Origin of the sequence: Pseudomonas sp. BF-R-24 (genome assembly GCF_019947335.1) — a bacterium.
Lineage (GTDB): Bacteria > Pseudomonadota > Gammaproteobacteria > Pseudomonadales > Pseudomonadaceae > Aquipseudomonas > Aquipseudomonas jessenii.
This window is the reverse complement of record NZ_JAGYGG010000014.1, coordinates 112720-133259: the sequence shown is the minus strand read 5'-3', so window position 1 is coordinate 133259 and position 20540 is coordinate 112720. Positions and strand designations below refer to the sequence as shown.

21 protein-coding genes are annotated in these 20540 nt (G+C 61.0%); 12 read left to right on the top strand and 9 right to left on the bottom strand.

The annotated features are described in order from the left end of the window. Window positions 1-89: 89 nt before the first annotated feature. Window positions 90-407, bottom strand: a complete 318-nt coding sequence (locus KGA98_RS13920; RefSeq protein WP_090455397.1) for a YqjD family protein — start codon at window positions 405-407, stop codon at window positions 90-92. Between the two features lie 164 nt (window positions 408-571). Here KGA98_RS13920 and KGA98_RS13915 point away from each other — a divergent pair, with 164 nt between their 5' ends. After that, complete coding sequence (locus KGA98_RS13915; RefSeq protein ID WP_007970091.1) at window positions 572-826, top strand: hypothetical protein; 255 nt, start codon at window positions 572-574, stop codon at window positions 824-826. A 9-nt stretch (window positions 827-835) separates the two neighbouring features. On the opposite strand, the gene KGA98_RS13910 is transcribed toward KGA98_RS13915, so the two are convergent. Continuing rightward, window positions 836-1744 (bottom strand): LysR family transcriptional regulator, encoded by a 909-nt coding sequence (locus tag KGA98_RS13910; RefSeq protein ID WP_057714711.1) that lies wholly within the window; start codon window positions 1742-1744, stop codon window positions 836-838. An 84-nt stretch (window positions 1745-1828) separates the two neighbouring features. Between KGA98_RS13910 and KGA98_RS13905 the strand changes: the two genes are divergently transcribed. From KGA98_RS13905 to KGA98_RS13880, 6 genes are all read left to right on the top strand, one after another. Then, entirely contained in the window at window positions 1829-2752 is a 924-nt protein-coding gene (locus KGA98_RS13905) for a carbon-nitrogen hydrolase family protein (protein ID WP_223502588.1), read from the top strand. A 137-nt stretch (window positions 2753-2889) separates the two neighbouring features. Beyond that, entirely contained in the window at window positions 2890-4554 is a 1665-nt protein-coding gene (locus KGA98_RS13900) for an AMP-binding protein (protein WP_223502587.1), read from the top strand. Between the two features lie 16 nt (window positions 4555-4570). Beyond that, window positions 4571-5332, top strand: coding sequence for an SDR family NAD(P)-dependent oxidoreductase (locus KGA98_RS13895; protein ID WP_150814025.1), 762 nt, complete (start codon window positions 4571-4573; stop codon window positions 5330-5332). 12 nt (window positions 5333-5344) lie between these two features. Continuing rightward, the gene (locus tag KGA98_RS13890) at window positions 5345-6538 is read left to right on the top strand and encodes an acetyl-CoA C-acyltransferase (protein WP_223502586.1); all 1194 of its coding nucleotides are present in this window, start codon (window positions 5345-5347) and stop codon (window positions 6536-6538) included. Between the two features lie 141 nt (window positions 6539-6679). Beyond that, a complete protein-coding gene (locus KGA98_RS13885; protein ID WP_090455386.1) occupies window positions 6680-7807 on the top strand; it encodes an acyl-CoA dehydrogenase in 1128 nt (375 codons plus the stop codon). A 13-nt stretch (window positions 7808-7820) separates the two neighbouring features. Further along, a complete protein-coding gene (locus KGA98_RS13880; RefSeq protein WP_057714717.1) occupies window positions 7821-8594 on the top strand; it encodes an enoyl-CoA hydratase in 774 nt (257 codons plus the stop codon). Window positions 8595-8719: 125 nt separating this feature from the next. On the opposite strand, the gene KGA98_RS13875 is transcribed toward KGA98_RS13880, so the two are convergent. From KGA98_RS13875 to KGA98_RS13865, 3 genes are all read right to left on the bottom strand, one after another. Then, window positions 8720-9871 (bottom strand): acyl-CoA dehydrogenase family protein, encoded by a 1152-nt coding sequence (locus tag KGA98_RS13875; protein WP_218495564.1) that lies wholly within the window; start codon window positions 9869-9871, stop codon window positions 8720-8722. A 3-nt stretch (window positions 9872-9874) separates the two neighbouring features. Then, the gene (locus KGA98_RS13870; RefSeq protein ID WP_223502585.1) at window positions 9875-10981 is read right to left on the bottom strand and encodes an enoyl-CoA hydratase/isomerase family protein; all 1107 of its coding nucleotides are present in this window, start codon (window positions 10979-10981) and stop codon (window positions 9875-9877) included. Between the two features lie 164 nt (window positions 10982-11145). Further along, window positions 11146-12039 carry a LysR family transcriptional regulator gene (locus tag KGA98_RS13865; protein ID WP_090455380.1) on the bottom strand — a complete coding sequence of 298 codons (894 nt, stop codon included), beginning with the start codon at window positions 12037-12039 and terminating at the stop codon, window positions 11146-11148. Window positions 12040-12140: 101 nt separating this feature from the next. On the opposite strand from KGA98_RS13865, the gene KGA98_RS13860 reads away from it, so the two are divergent. Together KGA98_RS13860 and speB are read left to right on the top strand one after the other, a co-directional pair. Next, complete coding sequence (locus KGA98_RS13860) at window positions 12141-13232, top strand: polyamine ABC transporter substrate-binding protein (RefSeq protein WP_223502584.1); 1092 nt, start codon at window positions 12141-12143, stop codon at window positions 13230-13232. Between the two features lie 21 nt (window positions 13233-13253). Then, window positions 13254-14213, top strand: coding sequence for an agmatinase (gene speB / locus KGA98_RS13855; protein ID WP_223502583.1), 960 nt, complete (start codon window positions 13254-13256; stop codon window positions 14211-14213). A 115-nt stretch (window positions 14214-14328) separates the two neighbouring features. Here speB and KGA98_RS13850 read toward each other — a convergent pair whose 3' ends face one another. Then, a complete protein-coding gene (locus KGA98_RS13850; protein ID WP_223502582.1) occupies window positions 14329-15381 on the bottom strand; it encodes an aldo/keto reductase in 1053 nt (350 codons plus the stop codon). Window positions 15382-15540: 159 nt separating this feature from the next. Between KGA98_RS13850 and zapE the strand changes: the two genes are divergently transcribed. The 3 genes from zapE to KGA98_RS13835 all read left to right on the top strand — a co-directional run bounded on the left by zapE (window position 15541) and on the right by KGA98_RS13835 (window position 17874). Further along, window positions 15541-16659: a cell division protein ZapE gene (gene zapE, locus KGA98_RS13845; RefSeq protein WP_223502581.1), complete on the top strand. Its 1119-nt coding sequence runs from the start codon at window positions 15541-15543 to the stop codon at window positions 16657-16659. 26 nt (window positions 16660-16685) lie between these two features. Next, window positions 16686-17267: a DinB family protein gene (locus KGA98_RS13840; protein WP_223502580.1), complete on the top strand. Its 582-nt coding sequence runs from the start codon at window positions 16686-16688 to the stop codon at window positions 17265-17267. A gap of 115 nt (window positions 17268-17382) precedes the next feature. Further along, on the top strand, window positions 17383-17874 hold the full coding sequence (locus tag KGA98_RS13835) for a GNAT family N-acetyltransferase (protein ID WP_154859879.1): 492 nt from the start codon (window positions 17383-17385) through the stop codon (window positions 17872-17874). A gap of 77 nt (window positions 17875-17951) precedes the next feature. Here the strand turns inward: KGA98_RS13835 and KGA98_RS13830 are convergent, their stop codons facing one another. The 3 genes from KGA98_RS13830 to KGA98_RS13820 form a co-directional block, all read right to left on the bottom strand. Continuing rightward, a complete protein-coding gene (locus KGA98_RS13830) occupies window positions 17952-18161 on the bottom strand; it encodes a hypothetical protein (protein ID WP_046042084.1) in 210 nt (69 codons plus the stop codon). 168 nt (window positions 18162-18329) lie between these two features. After that, window positions 18330-20066, bottom strand: coding sequence for a phosphoethanolamine transferase CptA (locus KGA98_RS13825; RefSeq protein ID WP_223502579.1), 1737 nt, complete (start codon window positions 20064-20066; stop codon window positions 18330-18332). Window positions 20067-20264: 198 nt separating this feature from the next. Continuing rightward, a complete protein-coding gene (locus KGA98_RS13820) occupies window positions 20265-20447 on the bottom strand; it encodes a DUF6026 family protein (RefSeq protein ID WP_057714730.1) in 183 nt (60 codons plus the stop codon). Window positions 20448-20540 lie beyond the last annotated feature (93 nt).

Sequence of the window (20540 nt, the reverse complement as noted above, 5' to 3'; positions counted from 1 at the left end):
CGAAGGCGGTGTGTCAGCCAATTCCAAGTTGCTGACACACCGCCTTCGCGAGCAAGCCCGCTCCCACAGGGTTCAGTCTTTGCCAGTGCTTAGCGACGACCCAGCAACAACCCCACTACCAGGCCGAACCCGGCGGAAATCGCCACGGTTTGCCATGGATGCCCGCCGATATAGGTTTCAGTGGCCTCGACCGCGGGCAGGGTGCGGTCGCGCACGCTGCTCACCGAATCCCCTGCCTGCCGGAGTTTCAGGGCGATTTGTCCACGAAGGGTCTCTGCTTCTTCCCCGACCAGCGAGGCGCTGCTTTTCAGCAGTTTTTCCGACTCTTCGATCAGCGTTTGAAGTTCGCTGAAGGCTTGATCCTTGATTTGATCTTCGGCGGCTTGCACGGCGGTTTTGCGGGCCATTGAAGTACTCCTTGCAGGTAAGTGGACAGTGAACAATGGAGTCTGCCTTCGTCGGAAAAGTTGCAGCTATTTTGCCCGGGGAGGCCATCTTGCTGAAAAACCGGCGCAGGACCTTTCGTCCTACAGTGTAAGATGTCGCCTATTTTACGCAGCAGGAAATTCCCATGAGCTTCAATCTGGCCGACAAACCCCTCGCCGAGCGCGCAGCGCTTGAAGACGAGAAATCCCGTCTGTTCGAACTCTGGCAAAACAACCTGGGCAAGGCCAAGGGTGAGGCTGCGAGGTTGTTCGGCGAACGGGCCAAGCGCAAAGGCAAATGGGCCGAATGGGTGCGCGCCGAACTGGACGGCATGTCGCCGCCGGAGTACGCCAACATGGTGCGCAGTGAAGTCAATCGCCTGATGGCGGCCAACAAGTAACAACGGCTGTCAGGCGAAACTCGCGACGATTGCCTCGCGCACTTTCAAGAGCACCGGGTCGAGTTGGGTGCTGGTCCGCCAGCCCAGTTCGATCGGGTAGCGCGGCAACGCCAGGGGGCAGGGCAGCAGCGCCAGCCCGCTGAGCGTTGCGATGCTTTGGGCGGCATGGGCCGGAATGGTCGCCACCGCCCGACTGCCTTTTAGCAAGTGCGGCAACGCGGCAAAATGCGTGGTCGAGGCGCACACCCTCCGGCTCAGCCCCAGCGCCGCCAATCCCTCATCGGTAATCCCGATAAAACCGCCGGACGACACCAGAATGTGTTCGCGGGCCACAAACTCCTCGAGACCGATGCTCTGCTGGCCCTCGACCAGGCTCGACGGGTCCACCAGGCACAGATAGCCACCTTCCCCCAGCACCTGACGGCTGAGCAACCGCTCGGCAAACCCGCCCGCGGCAATCGCCAGGTCGATACTGCGCTCCATCAACGCCTGGGCGACGATCTGGCTGTGGGTCTGGCGGAAAATCAGCCGCAGTTTCGGCGCGCAACGGGCGATCTCTTCGATCAGCCGCCGGCCGTAGGCAATCTCGAAATCATCCGACATGCCGACCGTGACCGAGCGACCTTCGTACTGTTGCGCAGCCGGATCGACCATCGCCAGGCTCTGCCGGCATTTGTTCAGGGCATCGCTGACCACTGGTTTGAGCTGATTGGCCTTGAGCGAGGGGGCCAGGCCGCGTCCGGTGCGCACGAACAGCTGATCGCCATACAGCTCGCGCAAGCGACGCAAGGCCGCGCTGACGGCCGATTGCGTCACGCCCAGGCGCAGCGCGGCACGGCTGGCGCTGGACTCTTCGTGCAGCGCTTCGAAGACTTTGAGCAGGTTGAGGTCGACGTCGGTGATATTCATTTGGTTCATATCATTCAGCAGTGAATCGGTCTTTATTGATGATTGCCTGACGCCGGAGAATGAGCAACACCTGATGCGAATGGAGTTTCCAAGATGCCCAAATCAATTGTCGCGGCCCTGCAGATCGGCGCCTTTCCCGGCGGCAAGGCTGAAACCCTGGAACAGATCCTGTCCTATGAAAACGCAATCATCGAATCCGGCGCCGGGTTGGTGGTGATGCCGGAAGCGCTGCTGGGCGGTTATCCCAAAGGCGAAGGCTTTGGTACGCAATTGGGCTATCGCCTGCCACAAGGGCGCGAAGCCTTTGCCCGCTATTTTGCCAATGCCATCGATGTACCCGGCGCGGAAACCGAGGCGCTGGCGGGGCTCTGCGCTCGCACCGCAGCCAATCTGGTGATCGGCGTGATCGAGCGCGCCGGCAGCACCTTGTACTGCACCGCGCTGTACTTCGATCCGCAGGCCGGGCTGGTGGCCAAACACCGCAAACTGATGCCCACCGGCACCGAGCGGCTGATCTGGGGCAAGGGCGATGGCTCGACCTTGCCGGTGATCGACAGTCAGGTCGGGCGTGTCGGTGCGCTGGTGTGCTGGGAAAACATGATGCCGCTGCTGCGCACGGCGATGTACGCCAAAGGCGTGGAGGTATGGTGCGCGCCGACCGTGGACGAACGGGAGATGTGGCAAGTCAGCATGCGCCACATTGCCCATGAGGGGCGCTGTTTCGTGGTCAGCGCCTGCCAGGTTCAGGCATCGCCCCAGGCCCTGGGCCTGGACATCGCCAACTGGCCGGCGGATCGACCGTTGATTGCCGGTGGCAGTGTGATCGTAGGTCCCATGGGCGACATCCTCGCCGGACCGTTGCTTGAAAGTGCCGGGTTGCTCACAGCGCAAATCGACACCGACGACCTGGTGCGCGCCCGCTACGACTATGACGTGGTCGGCCACTACGCGCGGCCGGATGTGTTCGAACTGACCGTGGACGAACGCGCCAGGCCCGGGGTGCGCTTCACCTCCTGACGCACAGCGGGCTTTGGCCAAAGCAGTCAGACAACTTGATAGCTTTGACCATTGCCCGGTAACCCGCGCAGAGCGAGTATTTCCCTGTTGATTACGGTTCCCCCCAACCTAATAAAAAACACAGTGGGATTCTGGCAATGCGCGATTACTTGTCTGCTACTTCTCAGTTCAATTATCAGCACACCGTCGATGCCGCGCTCGCGGGCGACTTGACGGCCCTCAACGCCTGTGTCGAATGCTGTGACCGGCATGCCTTGCCGGGTCGCATCGCGCTGTTCTGGGAAGGACGCGATGGCACTGGTGCTTCGTACACCTTCACCGACTTGCAGGACAAGGCCGCGCGTTTCGCCAACTACCTGCTGGCCCAGGGCGTGAAGAAAGGCGACAAGGTCGCCGGCCTGTTGCCCCGCAATATCGAACTGTTGATCACCGTGTTCGCCACCTGGCGCATCGGCGCGGTGTATCAACCCCTGTTTACCGCATTCGGCCCCAAGGCCATCGAGCACCGCCTGGGCTGCTCTGGCGCCAAAGTGGTGGTGACCGATGCAGTGAACCGGCCGAAACTCGCCGAAGTCGCCGATTGCCCGACCATCGTGACCGTGACCGGTGCCAAAGGGCAGGGCCTGGTGCATGGCGATTTCAGTTTCTGGGCCGAACTGGCCAACTATTCCGCCGACTGTGAACCGGTGCTGCTGACCGGCGAAGATCCGTTCCTGCTGATGTTCACCTCGGGCACCACCGGCCCGTCGAAAGCGCTGTCGGTGCCGCTCAAGGCCATCGTAGCGTTCCAGAGCTACACCCGCGATGCGGTGGATCTGCGCCCGGAAGACGCCTTCTGGAACGTCGCCGACCCGGGATGGGCCTACGGCATTTATTTCGGTGTCACGGGGCCAATGTCCATGGGCCATCCGATCACCTTTTACGATGGCCCGTTCACCCTCGAAAGCACCTGCCGGGTGATCAACAAATACGGGATCACCAACCTCACCGGTTCGCCCACGGCCTACCGCTTGCTGATTGCCGGCGGCAATGAATTCGCCAAGTCGATCAAGGGCAAGCTGCGCATCGTCAGCAGCGCCGGCGAGCCGCTGAACCCGGAAGTGATCCGCTGGTTCGCCGATAACCTCGACGTGGTCATCCACGACCACTACGGCCAGACCGAGCTGGGCATGGTGCTGTGCAACCACCACGGCCTGGAGCACCCGATTCACATGGGCGCCGCCGGTTTTGCCTCGCCGGGCCACCGCATTGTGGTACTGGACGACGACTACAAGGAACTCGGTGTTGGGCAGCCGGGCATCCTGGCTATCGACCGCAGCCAGTCGCCGATGTGCTGGTTCGCAGGCTACGAAGGCGGGCCGACCAAGGCCTTTGTCGGCAACTATTACCTGAGTGGCGACACCGTGGAGTGGAACCCGGACGGCAGCATCAGTTTCGTCGGTCGCAGTGATGACGTGATCACCACCTCCGGCTACCGGGTAGGTCCCTTTGACGTGGAAAGTGCGCTGATCGAACACCCGGCCGTGGTCGAGGCCGCTGTGGTTGGCAAGCCCGATCCGGAGCGCACCGAACTGGTCAAGGCGTTCGTCGTGCTCAGCCCGCAATACCGCGCCGCCTCCGAGTTGGCCGAAGAGTTGCGCCAGCACGTGCGCAAGCGTCTGGCGGCGCACTCGTATCCCCGTGAAATCGAATTTGTCAGCGAATTGCCGAAAACCCCCAGCGGCAAATTGCAGCGCTTTATCTTGCGCAACCAGGAAATCGCCAAGGCTCAAGAGGCCGCGGCGAAGAACCTTCCAGCTTGAATCCAGGGAAATAATGATGCAGATCCAGAACAAGATTTTTATCGTCACCGGTGGCGCTTCCGGCCTCGGTGCCGCCACCGCCGAGGTGCTGGTCGCCGCTGGTGCCAAAGTGATGCTGGTGGACATGAACGCCGAAGCCGTTGCAGCCCAGGCCCAGCGCCTTGGTGCACAAAGCGTGGTGGCGGACATCAGCAACGAAGCAGCGGCCGAAGCAGCCGTGCAGGCAACGGTCAAGGCCTTTGGCGGCCTCAATGGCCTGGTCAATTGCGCCGGCATCGTGCGTGGCGAGAAGATTCTCGGCAAGACAGGTCCGCATGCACTGGCCAGTTTCAGCCAGGTGATCAACGTCAACCTGATCGGCAGCTTCAACATGCTGCGCCTTGCGGCTGCGGCGATTGCCGAGACCGAAGCGGATGCCGATGGCGAGCGCGGCGTGATCATCAACACCGCGTCTGCCGCGGCTTACGACGGCCAGATCGGTCAGGCGGCTTACTCGGCGTCCAAGGGCGCGATTGTCAGCCTGACCTTGCCGGCGGCCCGTGAGCTGGCGCGCTTCGGCATCCGTGTCATGACGATCGCCCCCGGCATCTTCGAGACGCCGATGATGGCCGGCATGACCCAGGAAGTCCGCGATTCCCTGGCCGCTGGCGTGCCATTCCCGCCGCGTTTGGGCAAACCGGGCGAGTATGCCGGGCTGGTCAAGCATATTATTGAAAACAGCATGCTCAATGGCGAGGTGATCCGTCTCGACGGTGCCTTGCGTATGGCCGCCAAGTAAGGAGGATTTGTCATGACAATGTCCAACGATCCAATTGTTATCGTCAGCGCCGTCCGCACCCCGATGGGCGGTTTCCAGGGCGAACTGAAAAGCCTGACCGCACCGCAACTCGGTGCGGCCGCCATCAAGGCCGCCGTCGAACGTGCCGGTGTTGCCAGTGATAGCGTCGACGAAGTGCTGTTCGGCTGCGTGCTTCCGGCAGGCCTTGGCCAGGCCCCTGCGCGTCAGGCGGCGCTAGGCGCGGGGCTGGATAAATCGACCCGCTGCACCACCCTGAACAAGATGTGCGGCTCCGGCATGGAAGCGGCGATTCTGGCCCACGACATGCTGGTGGCGGGCAGTGCCGACGTGGTGGTTGCCGGTGGCATGGAAAGCATGTCCAACGCGCCTTACCTGCTGGATCGCGCCCGTGCCGGATACCGCATGGGCCATGGTCGGGTGCAGGACTCGATGTTCCTGGACGGCCTCGAAGACGCCTACGACAAGGGCCGCCTGATGGGCACCTTCGCCGAAGAGTGCGCCGAAACCAACGGCTTCAGCCGTGAAGCCCAGGACGCGTTTGCCATTGCCTCGACCACTCGTGCGCAACAGGCGATCAAGGACGGCAGCTTCAAGGCCGAAATCGTGCCGCTGACCGTGACGGTCGGCAAAGAGCAGGTGGTGATCAGCAACGACGAGCAGCCGCCAAAGGCCAGGCTGGACAAGATTGCTTCGCTGAAGCCGGCGTTCCGCGAAGGCGGTACGGTGACGGCGGCCAACTCCAGTTCTATCTCCGACGGTGCCGCCGCGCTGGTGCTGATGCGCCAGTCCCAGGCACAGAAACAAGGCCTGAAACCCTTGGCGGTGATTCATGGCCACGCTGCGTTCGCCGACACCCCGGGCCTGTTCCCGGTGGCACCGATTGGTGCAATCAAGAAGTTGATGAAGAAAACCGGCTGGTCGCTCAATGACGTGGATCTGGTGGAAGTCAACGAAGCCTTCGCCGTGGTCGGCATGGCCGCGATGACTCATCTGGAAATCCCTCACGAGAAACTCAACGTGCACGGCGGTGCTTGTGCCCTCGGGCACCCGATCGGTGCGTCCGGTGCGCGGATTCTGGTGACTCTGCTTTCGGCCCTGCGCCAGAAAGGCTTGAAGCGTGGTGTTGCGGCGATTTGTATCGGCGGCGGTGAAGCGACGGCGATGGCCGTGGAATGCCTCTACTGAAACTGACGCTATCCCATGTGGGAGCGGGCTTGCTCGCGAAAGCGGTGTGTCATCCGACGATGATGTCGACTGACACGGCCACTTCGCGAGCAAGCCCGCTCCCACAGGGTTCTGCGTCGTAACCAGATTCAAGGATTCACCATGATCCCCAATGACGACCAACAACAAATCCGCGACATGGCCCGGGACTTTGCCCAGGAACGGCTGAAGCCCTTCGCTGCCGAGTGGGACCGCGAGCACCGTTTTCCCAAGGAAGCCATCGGCGAAATGGCCGGGCTGGGCTTCTTCGGCATGCTGGTGCCGGAGCAGTGGGGCGGATGCGACACCGGTTACCTGGCCTACGCCATGGCGCTGGAAGAAATCGCCGCCGGCGATGGCGCCTGCTCGACCATCATGAGCGTGCACAACTCCGTGGGTTGCGTACCGATCCTCAACTACGGCACCGATGAGCAGAAAGAGCGCTTCCTCAAACCATTGGCCAGCGGTGCGATGCTCGGTGCCTTTGCGCTGACCGAGCCCCAGGCCGGTTCCGACGCCAGCGGCCTGAAAACCCGTGCACGCCTGGAAGGCGATCATTATGTGCTCAACGGCTGCAAGCAGTTCATCACCTCCGGGCAGAATGCCGGGGTGGTGATCGTGTTTGCGGTGACCGATCCGAGTGCCGGCAAACGTGGCATCAGCGCCTTTATAGTGCCGACCGATTCGCCGGGCTACAAAGTCGCGCGGGTCGAAGACAAGCTCGGCCAGCATGCGTCCGACACCTGCCAGATCCTCTTCGAAGACGTGAAGGTGCCGCTGGCCAATCGTTTGGGCGAGGAGGGCGAAGGCTACAGGATTGCCCTGGCCAACCTTGAAGGCGGCCGCGTCGGCATCGCTTCGCAATCGGTGGGCATGGCCCGTGCCGCGTTCGAAGCGGCGCGCGATTACGCTCGTGAGCGCGAGAGCTTCGGCAAGCCGATCATCGAGCACCAGGCCGTGGCCTTCCGCCTGGCGGACATGGCGACCCAGATCGCCGTGGCGCGGCAAATGGTGCACTACGCCGCCGCCCTGCGTGACAGCGGCAAGCCGGCCCTGGTCGAAGCGTCGATGGCCAAGTTGTTCGCCTCGGAAATGGCCGAGAAGGTATGCTCTTCGGCGCTGCAAACCCTGGGCGGTTACGGTTACCTCAACGATTTCCCGCTGGAACGGATCTACCGCGACGTGCGGGTCTGCCAGATCTACGAAGGCACCAGCGATATTCAGCGCATGGTCATTTCGCGCAATCTATAAGAAGGAGTCCCCTGTGAGCTACGAAACGATTTTGCTGGAAACCCACGGCCGCGTTGGCCTGATCACCCTCAACCGTCCACAAGCGCTGAATGCGTTGAATGCGCAGATCGTCAGCGAACTGAACCAGGCCCTCGATGGCTTCGAGGCTGACTCGAACATCGGCTGTATCGTCCTGACCGGTTCGAAAAAAGCCTTCGCCGCCGGTGCCGACATCAAGGAAATGGCGGAGCTGACCTATCCGCAGATCTATATCGACGACCTGTTCAGCGACAGCGATCGTGTGGCCAACCGCCGCAAGCCGATCATCGCGGCGGTCAACGGTTTCGCCCTGGGCGGCGGCTGTGAGCTGGCGTTGATGTGCGATTTCATCCTGGCCGGTGACAACGCCAGATTCGGCCAGCCGGAAATCAACCTTGGCGTGTTGCCGGGCATGGGCGGCACCCAGCGCCTGACCCGCGCCGTGGGCAAGGCCAAGGCCATGGAAATGTGCCTGAGCGGTCGCTTGATCGATGCCGTGGAAGCGGAACGTTGCGGCATCGTGGCGCGTATCGTGCCGAGCGATGAGCTGCTGGATGAAGCGCTGAAAGTCGCGGCATTGATCGCTAAAAAATCGTTGCCGATTGCGATGATGGTCAAGGAAAGCGTCAACCGTGCTTTCGAAGTGAGCCTGGCAGAAGGCGTGCGCTTTGAGCGTCGGGTGTTCCATGCGGCGTTTGCGACGCAGGATCAGAAGGAAGGGATGGCGGCGTTCATTGCCAAGCGTGAGGCTGAGTTCCAAGGCAAGTGATGTAGTCACCTTTCGGACGCTTTCGCGAGCAAGCCCGCTCCCACATTTAACCGCGTTTCTTCAGGAAAGATGCGGTCAAGTGTGGGAGCGGGCTTGCTCGCGAAGCTTTTAAGTTTTTTTAGGCTTCACACCAGGTAGTTCTTCAGTTCGCGGGCAATCACCATTCGCTGAATTTCGCTCGACCCTTCGTAGATCTGCGTGATCCGCGCATCCCGGTAGTACTTCTCCACCGGATAGTCTTCCAGATACCCGTATCCGCCATGAATCTGAATCGCGGACGAGCAGACCTTTTCCGCCATTTCCGACGCAAACAGCTTGGCTTGTGACGCCTCCGACAGACAGGGCTTGCCGGCCGTGCGCAGGCGTGCGGCGTGCAGGATCATCAATCGCGCGGCGTTCAACTGCATGTGCATGTCGGCCAGCAGGTTGGCGATGCTCTGGTGTTCATTGATCGTTTTGCCAAACTGCACACGATCACGGGAATAAGCCAGTGCCGCCTCAAACGCTGCGCGGGCGATGCCCAGTGCCTGGGCGGCGATGCCGATGCGGCCGCCTTCGAGGTTGGACAAGGCGATGGCCAGGCCCTTGCCGCGCTCGCCCAGCAAATTGGCTTCGGGGATGGTGCAGTTGTTCAGGGTCACCGCGCAGGTGTCGGAAGCACGGATCCCCATCTTGTGTTCGGTGCGGTCGACGATAAAACCGGCGGTGTCGGTCGGTACCAGGAACGCCGAGATGCCACGTTTGCCCAGGTCCGGATCGGTCACGGCAAACACAATCGCCAGTTTGGCGCGCTTGCCGTTGCTGACGAATTGTTTGGCGCCATTGATCACCCACTGGCCGTCGCGCAGTTCGGCGCGGGTGCGCAGGTTGTGCGCCTCGGAACCGGCCTGGGGTTCGGTCAGGCAGAAACAGCCGATGACCTGGCCGCTGGCAAGGTCCGCCAGCCAGGTCTGCTTCTGTTCTTCACTGCCGTAGTTGAGCACCGGCCCGCAGCCCACGGAGTTGTGGATGCTCATGAAGGCGCCGGTAGCACCGTCGCCGGCGGAAATTTCTTCTACCGCCAGTGCATAGGCCACATAGTCGACATAGGTGCCGCCCCATTCCTCGGGGACCACCATGCCCAGCAAGCCCAGTTCGCCCATTTTCGCCACCAGACCGTCATCGATCCAGCCGGCCTTTTCCCAGGCCTGGGCATGGGGCGCGATTTCGCCGCGGGCAAAATCCCGGGCCATGTCGCGGATCATGACTTGCTCTTCACTCAATTCGATATCGTGCATGGCTCAGCTCTCGCTCCGGTCAAACTCGCTGAAGAAGCTCGCCACGTGTTCGGCGTCCAGTGCCTGGAGGGTGGGCGGGTTCCAGCGCGGTGTCTTGTCTTTGTCGATCAGCAAGGCGCGCACGCCTTCGATCAGGTCGCCGCGCTCGAACCACTGACGGTCCAGGTGCAGCTCAAGGGCGAAACATTGTTCAAGGGGCAGCTCGCGTCCGCGACGGAGCATTTCCAGGGTCACGGCCATGGCCAGCGGCGAGCGGGTTTCCAGCAGGTCGGCGGTGGTGACGGCCCACTCATGGCTGTCGGCGACCGTTACCTGGCGTAGTTGTTCCACAATACTCGGCACATCGGGTTGGGCGAAGAAGTGGTCGATGGCCGGGCGCAAAGTCGCCAGTGGCGCATCGGGCAGTTGCTGCACGGCGAATTTCGCCAGCAGGCCTTGCAGGTCCTTGAGCGGCGTATCGTGCCATTCGAGCTGGTCGAGTTTTTCGTCCAGGACGCCAAGCTTGTCGCTTTCCAGGTACCAGTCGGCCAGGCCGCAATACAGCGCATCGGCGGCGCGAATCTGCACGCCGCTGACGCCGAGGTAAATCCCCAGTTCACCGGGGATGCGCGACAGGAAGTAACTGCCGCCGACGTCCGGGAAATAGCCGATGCCGACTTCCGGCATCGCCAGGCGGCTTTTCTCTGTGACCACGCGCAGGTCTGCGCCTTGCACCAGTCCCATGCCGCCGCCGAGGACAAAACCGTCCATCAGGGCCAGCACCGGTTTGCGGTAGTGGTGGATCGCGAGGTCGAGGGCGTATTCCTCGACAAAGAAATCTTCGTGCAGGGTGTCGCCGCTTTTGAAGCTGTCATACAGCGAGCGTATGTCGCCGCCGGCGCAGAAGGCTTTTTCCCCGGCACCGCGCAAGACCACGGCATGGACTTGCGAATCCTGGGCCCAGGCGTCGAGCTGTCGGTGCAGGTTGCGCACCATGTCCAGGGTGAGGGCATTGAGGCCGGCGGGGCGGTTGAGGGTCAGGTGACCAATGTGGTTGCGAACCTCGGCCAGCACTTCGTTTTGCATGGCATCCATGGACTGAGTCCCGGGAGAAAAAACCTGAGCAGTCATCACTAACTCCCTGCTTTTATTGTTCTTTATCAAGATGCTCGCGCGCGAGCGATGGCGGATCGTATCAGTGCAAATTTGCCTTGTACAACCCGGATAAGTGCAGGTTATCTGTGCATTTTTGCATGACAGTGTCCGGTATTGTTACAGCGTAGACCACGACGTAGTCAGGCAAACGCCGCGAGCAGATCCTCTTCGAATGCCTTTTGTGCATCGCCGGCCACTTGCGCCCGGTGCCGGGCCAGATGAAAAGCGACATCGAAACTCATGTCGCCTCGACGCACGGCCCTGAGCAAACCCTTGTTTTCCCAGGCATGGGCGAAGTGGCTGGGCAAATAACCGACATGCTTGCCGGAAAGGATAAAGGCGAGGGTGCCTTCGACTTGTTCCGAGCGCGCCGAACACAGCTTGCCCTGGAAGGGTTCGTCACTGCGCAGGAAACGGTAGGGGTGATCGACCCGGTCGCTGGCCTGCAGATCCTGATCGCAGGGGGCCGGGTTGGTGAACAGCGGATGGCCGGGGGCGCAATACAGATGCTGGGTTTCAATGAACAATTGGCGGTAGTCAAACGCGCTTTGCACTTGCGAGAAATAGCCGATGGCCAGGTCCAGCCGCTGTTGCAGTAGCAAGCGCTCCATTTCGCCGGGCATGGCGCTGATCAGTTCGATGCGCACGGACTCGTCCCGCTCACGGAAGCGCCGGATCGCCTCGGCCACCCGTTGCAGCACCGATTGATCCAGGGCTTCGGACAGACCCAGGCGCACTTCACCGATCAAGCGCCCGGCCACGCCGTTGGATTGATGACGGAAGGCTTCGATGGATTCGAACAGGGTGCGTGTGGCGCTGAGGAGTTGTTCGCCCTTGGCGGTGACCTTGAATCCGCCCTTGCCGCGGCTGCACAGGCGATAGCCAAGGCGGGTTTCCAGCTTGGCCATTTGCTGGCTGATGCTCGACTGGCTCAAGCCCAGCTCACCCTGGGCGGCACTGAAACCGCCGCACTCCACCACGCTGACAAACAGACGCAACAATTGCAGGTCCAGATCATGGAGTTGGCCGAGCATCAAACATTACTCCGTCATAAAGTCAGGTTAATTAACTTGATATTTCACCAATGTATCCGACGACGCATCCTGCAACCACTTCCTCTGGTCAGGTGTTCGTCATGGCTCCCATGTTCAAGCTGTGTTTACCCGCGCTGTTGCTCGCCGTGGCTGTTTCGGCCCAGGCCGAAGACAAGGTGGTCAATCTGTACAGTTGGGCCGATTACGTGGCCCCCGAAACCCTGCAGCGGTTCGAGCAGGAAACCGGCATCCATGTGCGCTACGACACCTTCGATTCTTCGGAAGTACTGGAGACCAAGCTGCTCACCGGCGGCAGCGGTTATGACGTGGTGGTACCGTCCTCCAGTGTGCTGGCCCGGGGGCTTGCAGCCGGGGCGTTGAAACCGATTCCCCACGAAGGACTCAAGGGTTACGCCAACCTCGATCCGGACTTGCTGGAAAAACTCGCCGCTGTCGATCCCGGCAACCGCTATGGCGTGCCTTATACCTGGGGCACGCTGGGATTGGGCATGAACGTCGAGGCGATCAAGCAGCGCTTGCCGGACGTGCCGCTCAATAGCCTGGACCTGCTGTTCAAACCCGAGTACGCGAGCAAGTTGAAGGACTGCGGCATCGCCATTCTCGACTCGCCCCAGGAGGTGATCGGACTGGCGCTTCATTACCTGGGTAAAGATCCCTACAGCACGGACAAGAATGATCTGTCAGCCGCCGAGGCGTTGCTGCATCAGCTACAGCCGAACGTGCTGTACGTCGCCACCGGTCGGCAGATCAGCGACCTGGCCAATGGCAGCGTGTGCCTGGCGTTGACCTACAACGGTGATGCGAGCATGGCCGCCGACCAGGCACGCAAAGCCAATAAGCCCTATGAAATTGCCTACCGGATTCCCAGGGAAGGCACCCTCGTGTGGCAGGACAACCTGGCGATTCCCAAGGACGCGCCGCACCCCGAAGCCGCCCGCGCCTTTATCGAATTCATGTTGCGCCCCGAGTCCGTTGCGGCACTGACCAACACCTTGTTCTTCGCCACGGCGAACCAGGCCGCCACGCCGCTGGTGGATGAAGCGGTGCGCTCCGATCCTGACATCTACCCGCTGGCCGACGTGCGCGAACGGCTGTACGCCGACCGCAGCATGAACCTCAAGGACATGCGCCAGCGCACGCGCTTGTGGACCACTTTCCGTAGCCGCCAATAACTATAAAAGAAGGAGCCTTCAATGGACGTCCCGATGCAGAACGATCAAGCCCTTACCCGTGACAGCCTATACGGCACGGCCGCCGAAAGTACCTACGCCGGTATCACCAGTTTCATGCGCCGCCGTTACAGTCGTGACTTGCGCGGTGTCGACGTGGCCGTCAGCGGCGTGCCATTCGACACCGCGACCAGCAACCGCCCCGGCGCACGCTTCGGGCCACGGGGCATTCGCGCCGCCTCGGCCGGGATCGCCTGGGAACGGCACTGGCCGTGGACGTTTGATCCGTTCGATCACCTGGCGGTCATCGACTACGGCGATTGCGATTTCGACTACGGTTCGCCGCAATCGACGCCCGAAATGATCGAAGCCCACGCCGAGCATATCCTCAATGCGGGCAGTGCGATGCTGACCTTTGGCGGCGATCACTTCATCACTTACCCGCTGCTCAAGGCCCATGCCCGCAAGCACGGGGCATTGTCGCTGATCCACTTCGACGCCCACAGCGACACCTGGCCGGACGAAGAGGGCAAGCGCATCGACCATGGCACCATGTTCTGGCACGCGGCCAGAGAAGGGCTGGTGGACCCGTCGCGCTCGGTACAAATCGGCTTGCGCACCACCAACGATGATCACCAGGGCTTCGAGGTGCTGGACGCGCGGCAGGTGCATCGCCGTGGCTGCGAGGCGATAGTCGAGGCGATTCGCGCGCGGGTCGGCGACAACCCGGTGTACCTGACCTTCGACATCGACTGTCTCGATCCGGCGTTCGCTCCGGGCACTGGAACACCGGTGTGTGGCGGTTTGAGCACGGTGCAGGCGCTGGAGATTCTCGGCGGTTTGCGCGGGATCAATCTGGTGGGCATGGACGTGGTGGAAGTGGCCCCGGCCTATGACAGCGCGGAGATCACCTCGCTGGCGGCGGCGACGCTGGCGATGGAGATGTTGTGTCTGTATGCGGCCAGGCATAAGGTCGATAAGTAATACGCCTGACCCTGTGGGAGCGAGCTTGCTCGCGATGGCGGTCGATCAGCCGACATGGATGTTGAATGTTCCGCCCTCATCGCGAGCAAGCTCGCTCCCACAGTTTTGATTTGTGTCAGGCCACTGGAACGACTGGCAGGTCGAGGATCTGACCACCGCTGAACCGTGCGAACGAACCGGAAATGGATTCGTGCGGCACGCCTTTGTCCACGTCACTGACGTCGTCCAGTCGTGCCAGTTGTTCGCTGTTCAACTGCACATTCAGCGCGCCCAACGTCGCATCCAGCTGCTCACGGGTCCGGGAACCGAGGATCGGAATCAGCGCCGTGGTCGAGCGCCTGGCTTTTTCCCGCAGCCAGGCGATGGCTACGTGGGTCGGGCTGGCGTCCAGTTCTGCGGCGACATCGATCAAGGTGTCGAGCAGGGCGGTTTCGCGGGCGCTTTTTTCGGCGTGGATCAGCACACCGAGTTTGTTCGCGCGATTGTCGCCCTCACTGTTGCGATATTTGCCAGTCAGGAAGCCGCCACCCAGCGGCGACCACAAGGTCGCGGCCAGGCCCAGGGCTTCGGCCATCGGCAGTTGTTCACGCTCGGCGGTGCGTTCGGCGAGGCTGTACTCGACCTGGATCGCGGCAATCGGGGCAAAACCGCGTACCTCGGCCAGCAGGTCGGCGCGGGCGATGCGCCAGGCGGGGAAGTTCGACAGACCGGCGTAATGAATCTTGCCGGCACTGACCAGATCGTCGAAGCCGCGCAGGATCTCTTCCATGGGCGTGACGCCGTCGCTCATGTGCGCCCAGAACAGGTCGATATGCTCGGTCTTCAGCCGTTTAAGGCTTTCTTCGACGGCGCGCACCATGTTCTTGCGGCTGTTGCCAGTGTGGGAAACACCGGCTGCCGGTGTAGTCCCGAGGGTGTATTTGGTGGCGATGACCAGGCGATCCCGTTCTGCGGCGATGAATTCGCTGAGCATGGCCTCGGACTGCCCGCCCTGATAGCCATTGGCGGTATCGATGAAATTTCCACCGGCTTCCAGGTAGCCATCAAAAATCCGTCTGGCTTCGTCACGCTCGGCGCCATGGCCCCAACCGGTACCGAAATTACCCGCGCCCAGCGCCAGTTCGGAAACACGCAAGCCGGTTTTACGACCGAAAACTTTGTAATGCATGGGATGACTCCAGAGGGATGGCGACAAGATTTAATAAATTATCTAAAACATCTATTAAATATGATACTGGTAATCTAAAGCGTCAAGGTGCTTTTCCTGTCAGCACAAAACTGCCGATCACCGGTCGCGTTATCCATACACAATGGCATACTGCCGCCCATGACTATCGATTCCCCTTTAAGCGCCTGGCAGCATGCCATCGAACAAAAGGGCTTCGTCCAGGACGAGGCCCAGGAACATGCGGTGTGGGCGCTGCAAAAATGCCACGAAGCGTTGCACGCAGGCAGCGCGCCCATTTCCGGCGTGTACCTGTGGGGGCCGGTGGGGCGGGGCAAGACCTGGTTGATGGACCAGTTCTACCAAAGCCTGCGAGTACCGGCGCGGCGCCAGCACTTTCACCACTTCATGGGCTGGGTGCACCAACGCTCGTTTCAACTGACCGGCACTGCCGATCCGCTCAAGGCGTTGGCCCGTGAATTGGCTGAAGAGGTTCGCGTGCTGTGTTTCGACGAACTGTTCGTCAATGACATCGGCGACGCGATCATTCTCGGGCGCCTGTTCCAGGTGATGTTCGAACAGGGCGTGGTAGTGGTCTGCACGTCCAATCTGCCGCCGGACCAGTTGTACGCCGACGGCTTCAATCGCGACCGTTTCATGCCAGCCATCGCGGCGATCAAGCAGCACATGCAGGTGATTGCGGTGGATGGCGGGGAAGACCATCGCCTGCATCCGGGGGCCGGTTTGCAACGTTATTGGGTGGCCGAGCCCGGTAACCCCGGCGCTTTGGGTGAAGTGTTCCAGTTGTTGAGCGTCGGCCAGTCAGTATCGAGCGAGCCGGTCAAGGTCGGTCACCGCTCCCTTGAGGTGGTCAAGGCCAGCCCGACTGTGCTCTGGACCCGTTACGCCGCGCTGTGCGAGCAACCCTTCGCGGCCATGGATTTCATCGCCCTGTGCGATACCTACGGCGCTATCCTGTTGAGTGACGTGCCCAACCTCAGCGCACAGAAACGCGCAGGGCGCATTGCCCGCGGCACCGAGGACGGTGTCGAGCGGGTGGAGGCGGGAGATCGCGAGTTGCCGCAGTTATCGGTGCATGACGATGGTGTACGACGGTTCATTGCCCTGGTGGACGAGTGCTACGACCGCAAGGTGCCGCTGTACCTTGAAGCGCAAGTGCCAATGGCATCGCTTTACACCGAGGGTTATCTGGAATTTCCGTTCCGCCGCACCCTCAGTCGATTGCAGGAAATGCAACTGCAGCGGTTTGCCGAAGTTTGATCGGGTTTTGATCGGGAGCAGCGAACATGAATCAGCCCCTGTCACACCATTTGCTGACCATGGCCTACCAGAACGCCTGGGCCAATCACCGACTGGCCAAGGCCTGGCGTCAGTTGAGCCCGCAGGAACTGAGCGCATCCCGGGTCAGCTTCTTCCCCTCGATCCGCGCCACCCTCAACCACATCCTCACCTGTGACTGGCTTTATGTGGACGCCCTGGAGCGCGAACTGCGCGGCGACGACCCGCATCCCGATTGCCGGGTGTTTTTCAAGGAGGACGAACCCTGCCTCGTGGCAACGGACCTGGTTGGCGAACAGGCCCACGTCGACCGCCGGCTGATCGCCTACTGCGAGCAGATGCGCGACGCCGACCTGGGCAAAATCGTGACCATCGCCCGCGACACCCCGCAACACGACAGTCGCTTGCGCCTGCTGTCCCATTTGTTTGAACACCAGATCCATCACCGCGGCCAGATTCACGCCATGCTCAGCGGCACCTCGGTCCAGCCACCGCAACTCGACGAGTTTTTCTGCGGCGGTGAGTCGCACTTGCGGGCCGAGGATTTTGCCGAACTGGGGTGGACGGAAGCCTTGATCTGGGGCGCTTGAGGCCAAAGATTTTCTCGGTTGCGATTGTCGTTGGCACATTGCTCGCGCTATGGTCTGCCGGCACTTCAGCGTGAGTACATGCTGGGGGCTACTTCATGTGTGATCGAGGATGGAAATGGACTCCGCAGAAATTCTTGTGCTTCAGGCCAGTTACACCAATCCGGTGCACGCCGAGGCTATTTGCCTGGTGCTGAACCACTACGCCGAGGACCCGATGGGGGGCGGCCAGCCGTTGCCGGCCAATGTACTGGAGCAACTCCCGGGCGAACTTGCCCGGCGCCCCCACGCATTCAGTGTGCTGGCCTTTGTCGGTGGCGAGCCGGCCGGGCTGGTCAATTGCTTCGAGGGGTTCTCGACGTTTGCCTGTCGGCCGCTGGTCAATGTGCATGATGTGTCGGTGGTGAAAAAATTTCGCGGCCTGGGCTTGAGCCAGAAGATGCTGCAAAAGGTCGAAGACATCGCCCGTCAGCGTGGCTGCTGCAAGCTCACCCTGGAAGTGCTGGAAGGCAATGCCGTGGCCCAGGGTTCCTATGAAAAAGCCGGTTTCGCCGCCGGCATGTTCGACCCGGCCCATGGACGGATGCTGTTCTGGACCAAGAGCCTCTGATTCAACAGGCAAAAAAAGGGCGTCCATCAGGACGCCCGACAGTCTTCTACCTGGAGCCGCAGTCAGAAGTCCCTGGATCATTTCGGTCTGTAGGTTTCAGTCATTTGTGCGGTTTGATCGTCCGGAACCCGCAGTTCAGTGCTTTGGACGGGGTGGCCCAGGGCTTCTTGCTGGGCCAGTCGCAGGCTTTCGTAGTAATAGCGCATGCGTTCGGCTCCACCTTCGGCAAAAGCACTGGTTGAGCCCAAGGCCATCAGGCCGGCGAGAATCATTGCGGTGCGTTTCATGGTTTGCCTCCCACTACAGATGTCGGATGCCTTTCGTCCATGAATCAATGAAGCAGTGTCGAAATGGCATTATCCGCCGATTCGGTTAATTGGGAATCAACTTCACCAACGACCTGCATGGCTGTAACGGGAGCATGAAAAAGGGGCCGGAACCGGCCCCTGAAAGGATTACTGCTGAACGACAGTGGGTGGCGTTTTGGGCTTCATCAGGCTGAAGTCGATCAGCGCACGCTGCTGACGCTCATACGGGTTGCCGATCATCAATGGCCGGGCCTTGAAGCTGTCGCTGACCAGGCTTTTGCTGCGATCGAGTTCGTCGAAGCTCAGGCCCGCCAGGTCGGCCCAAGTGTGAATCAGGTGCGAGCTGCTGTAAGGGCGCGAGAGATCACCCGCGAGGTTCCAGTCATGGGTTGCGCGCCATTTCGGCGATGCCCAGGCCATGAACGGAATGGTGTACATCGGTGCTGTCGGCTTGTTCTCGTTGCGCCCCAAGGTGTTGTGGCCCACGGAATCGAACACGTCTTCGCCATGGTCGGACAGGTACAGCAGGAAGCCGTTCGGATCGGTCCTGGCGTAGTCCTTGATCAGGCTGGACACCACGAAGTCGTTGTACAGCACGGCATTGTCGTAGCTGTTGTACGTCGGCAACTGGTCATCGCGAATGCCGGCAGGCACGCCCTCACGGTCCTGGAACTTGTCGAAGGTCGACGGGTAACGGTACTGGTAGCTCATGTGCGTGCCGAGCAAATGCACGACGATGAGTTTGCGCGGTGCACCGTCGGCCAGGGCCTTGTTGAAGGGCTCGATCACGTCGCCATCGTACTGGGCGGCGTTCTGGTTGCGGTTGTTGTTCAGGTACACCTGTTCATCGGCCTGTTCGGAAAAGGTCGTGAGCATGGTGTTGCGCTTGGTCATGGTCTGCTGGTTGGTGATCCAGAAGGTCTTGTAACCTGCCTGTTTCATCATGCTGACCAGCGATGGCGTCGACAGGTACAGGTCGGGGTTTTCTTCGTCGGCGAAGGTCAGGACCTGCTGCAGCGCCTCAATGGTGTAGGGGCGCGGCGTAATGACGTTGTCGAAAACGTCCAGTTGATCCTTGAGCTTGTCCAGTTCCGGCGTGGTTGCCCGGGGGTAGCCGTACAGGCTCATGCGCTGACGGTTGGTGGACTCACCGATCACCAGCACCAGGGTCGCAGGCGTGTTGGCCATTGCGTCCTTCAGGTTGTGCAGCGGTGGAATCTTGCTGGCGTTATTGAGCATGTCCTGCATGCCGGCCAGGGTTTCCAGGTAGCGGTGATAGGCCACGGCCATCTGCCATGGCACCGCCGGCTCGATGCGGGTTTCGAACTTGTCGAAGCCTTCGGCGAAACTGCCGGTGCGTGCGGTTTGCTTGATCAGCGGATAACCGACTACCGCGACGACAATGGCCACCGCGGCCACGATGGCCTTGCCACGGGGCAGGTACACCGGGCGCAGGCGTGTCCACAGGAACCAGGAAAAAGCGGTGTGTGCCAGGAACGCCGGCACCATCCACCAGGCAAAGTACTGGGTCATGTATTCGCCGGCTTCAGCCACGTTCGACTCAAACATGATGAAGATGACGCTCTGGGAAAACTCCTGCTGATAAATGAAGAAGTAACCCAGGCTCGCCATGGAGCACGCCCACAGTACGACGCCGATCACGGCAGCCATGACGCGGGTTTGCCGGGGGAAGAGCAACATCGGCGCCAGCCAGAAGGCGCTCATGACGAAGGCCTGGCGGAATCCGCTAAAGCCGGAGGTGCCAGTCAACTGGATGAGTAGTTGGGTGATGCCGGAAAAGTACCAGAAGAATACAAACAGCCAGACAAATCCGGCCCAATCAAAACCTGCCGCAGTCGTGTTGCTGCGTTTAAACAAAGACATTCAGCGCTCCAGCCGAGAGTTCACTACCACCGCCGGGACTTGGATATCACGGACGACGAACGAGGGCCGCGCGGAATCGGGCGACCTAAACGAGTAATTGTCGTGTAACAATTGTGAAAATTTTGTGAGTTGCCAGGGGTGGCAAGGCGTGAGCCGGTGCGGAAGCAGTGCAGACTGCTCCCGCTTCAAAGGAGGGAGTCAGGCGAATGGGGTGTGTTGCACCACAGCCAGGGGCTGCACTTGATTGGTTTGCAGCAGCAGCCGCAATTGCGCCAGTTCCTGCTTCAACTGATCGCGTTCGTCTTTCAACTGGCGCAATTCGTCGCGACGGATTGTGACGTAAAGGGTTTGTGCTGGCAGTGCGGTATGTACTGTGCCCATTGCTCACCTCGCAAATGGCGTGTCTCAACTGTAGGTACGCCTCGAAATCCGGGGCTGACCTACTATCGGCGCCAATTTTGATTTCTTTTGCCC